Below are 9,346 nucleotides of genomic sequence, written 5' to 3' on the forward strand. Positions count from 1 at the left end.
ACGTCCTGCAAATTCATTGTCCTGCCGAATCTGGACTTCGAGAGCTGGCCCTAAACAGCAATTGTATCGCGCCTAGCCGTCCTATCGCCGGGGCGCCAATTGTAAACAACGGCGAACTATACCAATATCGTTACTGGCTTCTTCCGGTGCGACTCGGGAGAACGGGATGGGCAATGAACGCGAAGACGCAAACGGGAAAACACAGCGCCGCTGGCCAATACCTCGGCTATGCGCTTCAACCTGTACGCCTTTGCTTTCACCTGCTCAACGCGCCTAGCGGCGCCTTGGTCTCTCTTGAACATTTAGACGATGTGGCGGTTCACCTGGTCGGCGGCGAAGTCGTTCTTGAGCAAAGCAAGAGCGCACTGAAGCAAAATCCGATATCCGACTGGGCTGCGGACCTGTGGAAGTCTCTGGCCAACTGGCTCAGCTTCATGGCGGCGGGAGAGATCGACCCGGCGACCAGCCATTTCCGGCTATATGTCACACCGGTGAAGGCGGGTGCCTTCGCGATCGCGCTGAACGACGCGAAAACAGATGCCGACGTGGAGGCGCTGGTCGCTAACCTCGCCAAAGCCCACAGCAAGCTGAAAGCTGCACCGGCATGCGACGCCGACGTCCAAGCTTTCCTGAACGCTGATGCGGCTCATTGCGCCGCCTTGGTCAAGAATCTCGCCGTTATCAGCGTCGATGCAGATCCCGTCGATCCGATACGCGCGATCTTCAAGCCGACGGTCTCTCCGCTCATCATCGACCTAGTGTGCGAACGCGCGATCGGCGCTGCGAAGGAGGCGGCGGACAGGCTGATTAGAGCTGGCAAGCCCGCCATCTTGGACGTGGACGCGTTTCAGGCCGAGCAAAGAGCATTTGTTCAGAAGAACAACCTTCCAGGGCTGCTGTCGTCTTTCACCAAGCAACCGCCTGTCGAGGCCATCGAACAATTGATCGCCGACCGTCCCGCCTTCGTCCGCCAACTCGAGCTGATCGAGGTGGGAGACGAAGCGTGCGTCCGGGCTGTTAGCGATTACCTTAGGACGCTCGCCGACATCTCGATCTGGGGCGAAAGCGGGCTAATCTTTGAGAAGAACCTAAGTGACTGGGACGATGATCTTGTCGGTCGCTATGAGCACGTCAGTGCAGAGGTGCACGACATACAGGCCGGACACCCCGCAACGGTTCGTGGTAGAATAGTTTACAGGCGCTGCGCGCAGTTGCAGCCTCCACTCGATGGTCGAGTCGTCCCCGGTCATTTCGTCCACGGATCATTCAACGCCCTTGCCCACGGCCTGCGCCTCGGCTGGCATCCCGACTACCAGACTCTTTTGGAGCCAGCGACTTGATTGAGGCTGGCCGATCGCACCTACCGCTCAGCGACCTCGCCCTTGTCCAGAATCCAGGACTTGGGGCTTTCGCATTGTGGCAATTTGGCCAAGGTTTCCAGGCTGAGGACGAACGTCCAGCGCCGTTCGCCTTGGCGTTTCTCGTGCTGCCAATCGTCCTGCATCGCGCAACGCTCGAAATCGTGACTTCGACAAACCGACCCTCTGGACTGGCGCTCTTCGCGGCCAAGCTCGGGAAGGAACGGGAACAACTCCTCGCCGTCCACGAGCGAGCGCTGCTGCTGCGTACTCTGACATTGCAATCGGCCGCTGTCGGTGTGAGCGGGCGGCTGCTGTCCGTGGATTACAAGGATGCTACTTTAAGAGCAAACGTACCAGAACCGAAACCGAGGAGGCTCGTCCTTCCAGAGCGCGTCAAGCACCTCGGACCTGCCTCGGAGAAATTGGGTTTCTGGTTTTCGAACCTGGGGACCGCGCAGGTGGCCAACCTGTTACGGGTGGAGTTCTAGATGTATTTCCAGCTTCGAAAACTGATCCTTTGGCCCCGCAATGGTGCAGCGCCGCGGGTCGTCAAGTTCGAGCCCGGTGTCGTCAACGTCATCAGCGGCGCGTCGAAGACCGGGAAGTCCGCCGTTATCCCTATTGTTGATTACTGTCTGGGCTCGGAGAAATGCGCGATTCCGGTGGGCGTAATCCGCGAGAACTGCAGCTGGTTCGGCATTCTGATCGAGACGCTGGAGGGCGAAAAGCTCTTGGCGCGACGCGAACCGGGGGACCAACAGAGCACAGGCGACATGGTGCTGCTGGAGGGCGCACAGGTCGAAATTCCGGAGACGATCACCGACAAGACCACCAATGTCGACACGGTCAAGCGCGCGATGAACCGCCTGGCAGGACTGACTGACCTCGACTTCGAACCAGGTACAGAGAATGGATTCAAGCAAAGGCCAAGCTTCCGCGACCTCATGGCCTTCACGTTCCAACCTCAGAACGTGATCGCCAATCCCGACGTGATGTTTTTCAAGGCCGATACGACGGAACACCGGGAGAAGCTAAAGACCATCTTCCCGTACGTTCTGGGCGCGGTCACGGCAAAGATTCTCCAGGCGCGGTTTGAGATCGATCGGCTCCAGCGCAACCTCCGCCGGAAGGAGGCTGAGCTACGCGCGATCGTGTCGGCAACTGGCGCTTGGCGGGCGGAGGCGGAGGCGTGGCTGCGTCAGGCAGTCGAACTTGGCCTAGTCGATTCCTCCACTGAAGTGCCGAAGGACTGGAGTGACGTTGTTGACCTGCTTCGGCGCGTGTCGAACAGCAACTCAAGTCTTGCTCGACCAAGCCTGGCCGGCATCGATGTGGTGCTGACGCGTCTGGAAACCCTTCGTGCGTCGGAAACTGAAATCGCCGCGCGACTTACCGAGCATCGTCAGCGCCTGAACGAACTGCGCCGTCTGGTGGAGAGCAGCGAGGCGTACGGCGACGCCATGCGCATCCAACGTGACCGCTTGGACCTTTCCACGTGGCTGAGGGACTTGGCCGACGAGTTCGCCGATCCGTTGGTCGCACTCGGGGACGGCGGCCGCGAGAAGGTCTTGGCCCTTTGCGACAACCTCGGCGGTCTGGAGATCCGACTGCGGACCCACCCTGCGATGTCTAACACGCTTGACAAGGAAATCCTGCGCCAGCGCGGCGCCGCTGAAGCGGTCCTATCTGAGTTGAACGATGTCCGTAGCGAGATAGCGGTGCTGGAACGGGACTCTGACGTCGCCCGAGACGAGGCCAATCGCTTCGATAGGCTTGAGCGCTTCCTCGGTCGATTGGAGCAGGCGTTGCACGTCTACGACCGCGCCGACCAGTCGTCGGATTTGCGGCAGGAACTCACCTCGCTGCAGGCCGATATTGCAACGCTGCAAAAGACGATCTCCGAGGCCGACATCCAGCGCAAGCTATTCAACGCGTTGCACCAAGTCTCCCATCATGCCAATCGGCTGATTCCGCAGCTTGACGCGGAGTGGCCCGAGGCCCCGATTAGGCTGTTGATTGAAGACCTGACCGTCAAGGTGACTAGGGGAACGCGTGAGGACTACCTGTGGGAGATTGGCAGCGGCGCCAATTGGCTCGCGTATCACGTCGCACTAATGCTTGCGCTGCAGCACTACTTCCTGGCCGAACCTCATCACCCAGTCCCTGGTCAGCTGATCTTCGACCAACCTAGCCAAGTCTATTTTCCTAAGCGGGCGGCGGGCGACGAGGGCCCCGACCTCATCGCGTGGAGGGATCAGGACGTGGTCGCCGTCAGGAAGGTCTTTGCGCTCCTAGGCGCTGAGGTCATGGCCGCGAAAGGTCGCCTCCAGATCATCGTGCTGGATCATGCAGATGAGGACGTCTGGGGCAAGCTTCCCGGAGTCAAGTTGATTGAGGAATGGCGTGGACAGGCCCTCGTGCCTCAGGCTTGGATTGCCGCCGCATCTTCCAACGGTGGATAATAATCTGCTGCCAGAGGAGAAGGCATGGCGAACGTGGACGAGATCAACCGTCTGACGGCCCTTGGCTTGAACGTCATCACAGCCATGGATGTCGCGGAAGGAAAACTAGACGAAGCCTTCGAGGTCGCCCGCGCTCAGGAGAAACGCAAGGTCGACATCTGGTGCAAAGGAAGAAAGAACATTCCGGTTGCACTGACTGCGATATGGGACTGCGATCCTGCAAACTTCTATCTCGCGTTCGACGGCGATGATCCCAGCGACCACGCTTCGACGGATTTCATTCTTATCGACGCTGATGTCACTGACGTTGGCGGCAGGCTTACCTACGCCGCCAGCAGGGACAAGGGTCCTTGGCATCAACGTTACAAGAGCAAGAGCTGTGGGATCGCCTACCGATGGCTGCATGGCCGCGGTGTCACACCGCCTTTGCTCGGCGAGTACCAAGGCCAAGTTCACATCGTAGGAGGCATGCACCGCTTCCATCTTGCCAAGCACTATGGGACGACGCGCATGCCATTCCTCGTCCGGAGGGCCGAACTAGCCGCAGTAATGGCGTTGATCCCCTCGGCGACCGACACCGCCAACTCGTAATGGCGGGGACTGCAGAAAAGAAGCGAATGAGTTGCGAACTTACCGGGATCACTCCCCGAAAGCTGACCGACGGCTTCCGGCCCCGTTGCGGCCATTCTTACTCCCGCACTTTGGCTTTTCCAGCGCTAAACCGGCCTTGGGCGATGAATGGAAACGGTCAGATGTTCCCGGTCTGTGCTCGAAAAGTCGCATAAAAGGGCAGACTGGTGTGACGTCCGGAATTATTGGGCCTTTCACGGGTTTACCGGTCCCGAATTATCGGTTGCTGGCGGGCGGGCTATGCGATTGAAAACAGGAGAGTTTTCTGGCTAAGGGTGGGGTTTCAGACTGAGTTTACCAATGCCCTTAATGACGATTAATTCTGGATTGGCATCAGGTGATTGGGTTTGCGCAGAATATAGCCGCCCTTATTGGTAAACCCGCTCACGGTCGACAACGGATTGGTCAACCTAGGACGACAGGATTGGTAAACCGGAGCCGCCCTATCGACGAAGGTCTAGCTTGGCGCATTCACTGTCGCCGGTAGGCAGATATTCGGGCGACAATCGGGACCAGCGTGCGACGCCGCCAAGCGTGAGACACGTCGGCTACGCCGCAAATCGACACGGTTTGACCGGGCGCAATACCGCACCGATCTTCTAATCTCGGCTTAATTCCGGAGAGAGGCAGATAATTCCGGACGCCACACTGATTGGTAACCTAAGGCCACCCACCACGCGGATTGGTAGCCCACAGGAATAGGTTTGGTAACCCTTATCGAGTGAGGGCCGCTCGTACCTTTCGGCGGGTTCGTTTCAGTTCTAAGCCCGGCTTAATTCTGGACAACGACAGATAATTCTGGACGGCACAGTGGAACTCAACGCGTTGTAAGGATGGCATAGAGAAGCAGTAGCCCTCCAGTCTCGCTACTGGAAAAATTCTGGAAAATGGGTCTGCTTGGCTGGACGCAGAACGTTGTGATTATTCAGCCGGCATTTCTGAAGCTTCTCGAACACAAACAGCTTGCCTTCGCGCACGCTATCTTCGAGCGACTTCGCCTTCGCCAGATGCGCCGCAATCGCGCTGGCCAGCATGCAACCTGTTCCGCGCATCGATATAGCAAGGCGCGGCGTGTCGAAGTGGATGGGTTCATGATCGGAGCGTAACAGAATATCGGCCGATCGGGGACCCGACGCGTGCCCACCCTTGATCAGCAGGGCCTGAGGGCCGACGGCCTGCAGTCTTTGTCCTTGTTGGAGCGCACCGTCCTCATCCGAAGCCGGTTCGGAACCAGTAAGGAGCGCCAGTTCAGGAAGGTTGGGCGTGACAATGCAGCAAAGCGGCATCAAATCGCGCTTCATGGCAGCGATAGCGCCTGCTTCCAGAAGTGCGCGGCCTGAGGTGGAGGCCAGCACAGGGTCGAGTACTGCCGGCACTTGCGGAAATTTGCGCAGCACTGCGGCAACGGCAACAATGATCTTGGCAGTCGCCAGCATGCCGATCTTGATTGTGGCTACGTCGTTGGCCTGTAGCGCGGCACACATCTGATTGGCCACCATGCTGGGTGGCGAATGATGGATTTCGATCACGGCGTCGTGCGTTTGCACCGTTAGCGCTGTGACGGCGAGACAGGTGCGCACGCCAACGGCAGAGATCGTCTCGATGTCGCGTGCTATTCCAGCACCCCCGCTGGAATCTGATCCGCCAACGACAAGCACATGCGGTTCTCGTCTCATCGCCATCGGTCCGTCTTTTCGATCCATTCTCGCGTGCGCGCTTCGGGGTCGAAGCTCAACGTGATGTCCGTGACCACTGCGGCGCTGTTGGCGCCGGCCTCAAAGACGCCGTCGAGGCGGTCGGGGTTGAGGCCGCCGATGGCGACCAATGGGATCGGCGCCACCCGCCGCTTCCACTCGCTGATCCGCTCTAGCCCTTGCGGTGCCCACTTCATTTTCTTCAAAGTGGTGGGATAGATCGGACCGAGCGCGACATAGTCGGGCTCGGCAAACATGGCCGTTTCCAGCTCGACATGATCATGCGTGCTCAATCCGAGCCTGACGCCCGCTGCCCGTATCCTCGAGAGGTCGGCCGTTTGCAAATCCTCCTGGCCCAGATGCACGAAATCGCAGCCTTCCTCGATTGCCAGGCGCCAATAATCATTGATGATGAGCTGGCTTTTGTGTTGGACACACCAGGCCTTCGACTTGCGGATCTCCGCGCGCAGCCCGGTTTCATCCATGGTTTTGATGCGAAGCTGAATCAGCTTGACGCCGAGCGGCGCCAACCTTTCGATCCAGGCGGCGCTGTCGACGATCAGGTAGAAGGGATCGAGCTTCATGAAAAAACGGCCCTGCCGACCATCGGTGTCGATGGCACGGCGACGTCGCGCGGTTCGAGCATTCCCGAACTGAACGCCTCACGACCGGCGTCGACCGCCTTACCGAAAGCACGCGCCATGCCGACCGGATCTGCCGCCTTGGCGACCGCTGTGTTCAGGAGCACGGCGTCAAAGCCGAGTTCCATGACGGTGGCCGCGTGCGACGGCCGTCCGAGCCCCGCATCCACAATCAGCGGGACGCCAGGGAAATATCCGCGCATCGAGCGCAGCGCCGTCATGTTGACCGGTCCCAAGGCGGAACCGATCGGTGCGCACCACGGCATCAGGACCTTGCAGCCCGCTTCCAGCAGCCGCTCGGCGACAACGAGATCGTCGGTGGTATAGGGGAATACCGCAAAGCCGTCCTCGCACAGGATGCGGGCGGCTTCAACCAGACCGAACACATCCGGCTGTAGCGTGTCGTGATTGCCGATCACTTCGAGCTTGATCCAGTTGGTGCCGAAGACCTCGCGCGCCATTTTCGCGGTGGTGACGGCTTCCTTGACGGAGAGGCAGCCGGCGGTATTGGGCAGGGTTCTGGCGCCCAGCGAGCGGATCAACGACCAGAATTGTTCGCCGGCCCTACCGCCCGCCATCTCACGCCGCAACGAGACGGTCACCACCGACGTGCCCGATGCCTTGACTGCATCGGCAAGGATGGCCGGCGAAGGATACTGAGCCGTGCCGAGAAGCAGGCGCGACGAAAGCTCGGTTCCATAAAGCTCCAACATGCTAGCCGCCCTGCATGGGCGAGAGGATTTCGATCCGGTCGCCGTCGCTCAACTGGAACTCCGCGCGGTTGGCTTTGTGCACGAGGTCGCTGTTGACGGCGGTGGCGAGCCAATCGCCCTCATAGTCGAGCGCGGCAAGCAACTCGGCCAGCGTGGTGGCGGCAATCTCACGCGCCTCGCCGTTGACCATCAGTTTCATGAGCATGCTCCTTGGTTCTGTCTTGACTGAAAACCAGGTCGGCAGCCTGGCGCGCCATGGCGGGGGCGAGGAGAAAACCGTGACGATAAAGACCGTTGATCGCGATGATCTCACCGTCTGTTTCGACGCGTGGCAAATTGTCGGGAAATGCCGGACGGACACCCACACCGGTTTCAACGATCTCGGCCTCACCAAAGGCCGGATGGAGGGCATGGGCGGCGCCCAGCAGCTCCATCATGGAACGCGCCGTCACCGGTCCGGCGCTCTGGCTTTCAATCATCGTCGCTCCGATCATGAAACGGTGATCGGTGCGCGGCACGGCATAAAGCGGAAAGCGTGGATGAAGCAAACGGACCGGCCGCGACAGCGAGACATCAGGCGTGCGAAGGATCAGCATTTCGCCGCGAACACCGCGCAGCCTGTCATCGGCCGCTGCCATTCCCATGCAGTCTATCTGACGGGCGAATCCCGAAACAGGCCGGGCGTCGCAGCCGAAGTGGAATTTGACACCCATGGTCGCAAGCTTGTCATGAAGTGCCGCCATCGCCGGGCGTGGGTCGAGGTGAGCCTCGTCGGGGAAGAGCAATCCACGCCGGAAGCGGCCGGCGAGGTCGGGTTCCAGGAGCGCAATTTCGTTTTCATCGACGCGCCGATGCCCTGACGTGCGACTGGCGAACCGGTCAAGCTCACCGGCATCACGCGGCGCGGCCACGACCAATGTCCCGGCCCGTGTCACCTGACCCGACAGCACCGCATCCCACCAGTCGGCAGCATCGCGTCCGAGATCCAGCACCGGCTGCTCCGCGCTTTCGCGCTCGCACCATGGCGCCAGCATGCCGCCGGCGAACCACGACGCGTTGCCACCAAGGCCATGCCGCATCTCGGCGACGGTGACCGTCGCGCCGCGGGCGGCGAGTTCGAAAGCGACGGTGAGGCCGGCAACGCCGGCCCCTTTGACGAGCACCCTCATGATGGTTTGGGAGCCTCTGGCACGACCGGTACGCCAGTCTCGTCCGCCTGCATGTAGAGATCGCCGCCCTCCCGGTATTTTGCCGCCATTGCCGCCATGCCTTCCTTCTGGGCCTCGGCACGGATGTCGTGGGAAATGCGCATGGAGCAGAATTTCGGCCCGCACATCGAACAAAAATGTGCCAGCTTGTGCGCCTCCTTGGGCAAGGTCTGGTCGTGGAAGGACCGTGCGGTTTCGGGGTCGAGCGACAGGTTGAACTGGTCCTCCCAGCGGAACTCGAAGCGCGCGCGCGAAAGGGCATCATCCCTGGTTTTCGCTGCCGGATGGCCCTTCGCCAGATCGGCTGCATGGGCGGCTATCTTGTAGGTGATCACGCCAATCTTGACGTCGTTGCGGTCGGGAAGGCCGAGATGCTCTTTCGGCGTGACGTAGCAAAGCATTGCGGTGCCGAACCAGCCTATCATGGCGGCACCTATCCCTGAGGTGATGTGGTCATAGCCCGGCGCGATGTCGGTCGTCAGCGGCCCCAACGTGTAGAACGGCGCCTCACCGCACACTGCGAGCTGCTTGTCCATGTTCTGCTTGATCTTGTGCATGGGGACATGGCCCGGGCCTTCGATCATCACCTGGCAGTCCTTTGCCCAGGCAATCTTGGTGAGTTCTCCAAGTGTTTCCA

Annotated in this window: 10 protein-coding genes; 4 read left to right on the forward strand and 6 right to left on the reverse strand. The window is 60.2% G+C overall.

Annotated elements, in window-relative coordinates:
* Positions 1–173 precede the first annotated feature (173 nt).
* The 4 genes from CK227_RS35340 to CK227_RS35355 are packed head-to-tail and all read left to right on the forward strand — an operon-like array spanning position 174 to position 4,414.
* Complete coding sequence (locus CK227_RS35340) at positions 174–1,340, forward strand: ABC-three component system protein (RefSeq protein WP_063169421.1); 1,167 nt, start codon at positions 174–176, stop codon at positions 1,338–1,340.
* A complete protein-coding gene (locus CK227_RS35345) occupies positions 1,337–1,849 on the forward strand; it encodes a three component ABC system middle component (protein WP_063169420.1) in 513 nt (170 codons plus the stop codon). Before CK227_RS35340 ends, CK227_RS35345 begins: the two co-directional genes overlap by 4 nt.
* A complete protein-coding gene (locus CK227_RS35350) occupies positions 1,850–3,823 on the forward strand; it encodes a DUF3732 domain-containing protein (RefSeq protein WP_063169419.1) in 1,974 nt (657 codons plus the stop codon). It abuts the gene before it with no gap.
* Positions 3,824–3,847: 24 nt separating this feature from the next.
* Positions 3,848–4,414, forward strand: a complete 567-nt coding sequence (locus CK227_RS35355; RefSeq protein ID WP_063169418.1) for a hypothetical protein — start codon at positions 3,848–3,850, stop codon at positions 4,412–4,414.
* A 905-nt stretch (positions 4,415–5,319) separates the two neighbouring features.
* Here the strand turns inward: CK227_RS35355 and CK227_RS35360 are convergent.
* The 6 genes from CK227_RS35360 to CK227_RS35385 form a co-directional block, all read right to left on the reverse strand.
* Positions 5,320–6,135, reverse strand: a complete 816-nt coding sequence (locus CK227_RS35360; protein WP_063169417.1) for a hydroxymethylpyrimidine/phosphomethylpyrimidine kinase — start codon at positions 6,133–6,135, stop codon at positions 5,320–5,322.
* A complete protein-coding gene (locus tag CK227_RS35365; RefSeq protein WP_063169416.1) occupies positions 6,126–6,731 on the reverse strand; it encodes a thiamine phosphate synthase in 606 nt (201 codons plus the stop codon). Before CK227_RS35365 ends, CK227_RS35360 begins: the two co-directional genes overlap by 10 nt.
* The gene (locus CK227_RS35370) at positions 6,728–7,501 is read right to left on the reverse strand and encodes a thiazole synthase (protein WP_024504259.1); all 774 of its coding nucleotides are present in this window, start codon (positions 7,499–7,501) and stop codon (positions 6,728–6,730) included. The genes CK227_RS35365 and CK227_RS35370 overlap by 4 nt, the downstream gene beginning before the upstream one ends.
* Before the next feature lies 1 nt (position 7,502).
* A complete protein-coding gene (thiS, locus tag CK227_RS35375; RefSeq protein WP_024504260.1) occupies positions 7,503–7,700 on the reverse strand; it encodes a sulfur carrier protein ThiS in 198 nt (65 codons plus the stop codon).
* Positions 7,669–8,670, reverse strand: a complete 1,002-nt coding sequence (gene thiO / locus CK227_RS35380; protein WP_063169415.1) for a glycine oxidase ThiO — start codon at positions 8,668–8,670, stop codon at positions 7,669–7,671. Before thiO ends, thiS begins: the two co-directional genes overlap by 32 nt.
* Positions 8,667–9,346 (reverse strand): phosphomethylpyrimidine synthase ThiC (locus tag CK227_RS35385; protein ID WP_179296592.1); only part of this gene is annotated, 680 nt, incomplete at its 5' end. The genes thiO and CK227_RS35385, both read right to left, overlap by 4 nt.

Origin of the sequence: Mesorhizobium sp. WSM4308 (assembly GCF_002294905.1) — a bacterium.
Taxonomy (GTDB): Bacteria; Pseudomonadota; Alphaproteobacteria; order Rhizobiales; family Rhizobiaceae; genus Mesorhizobium.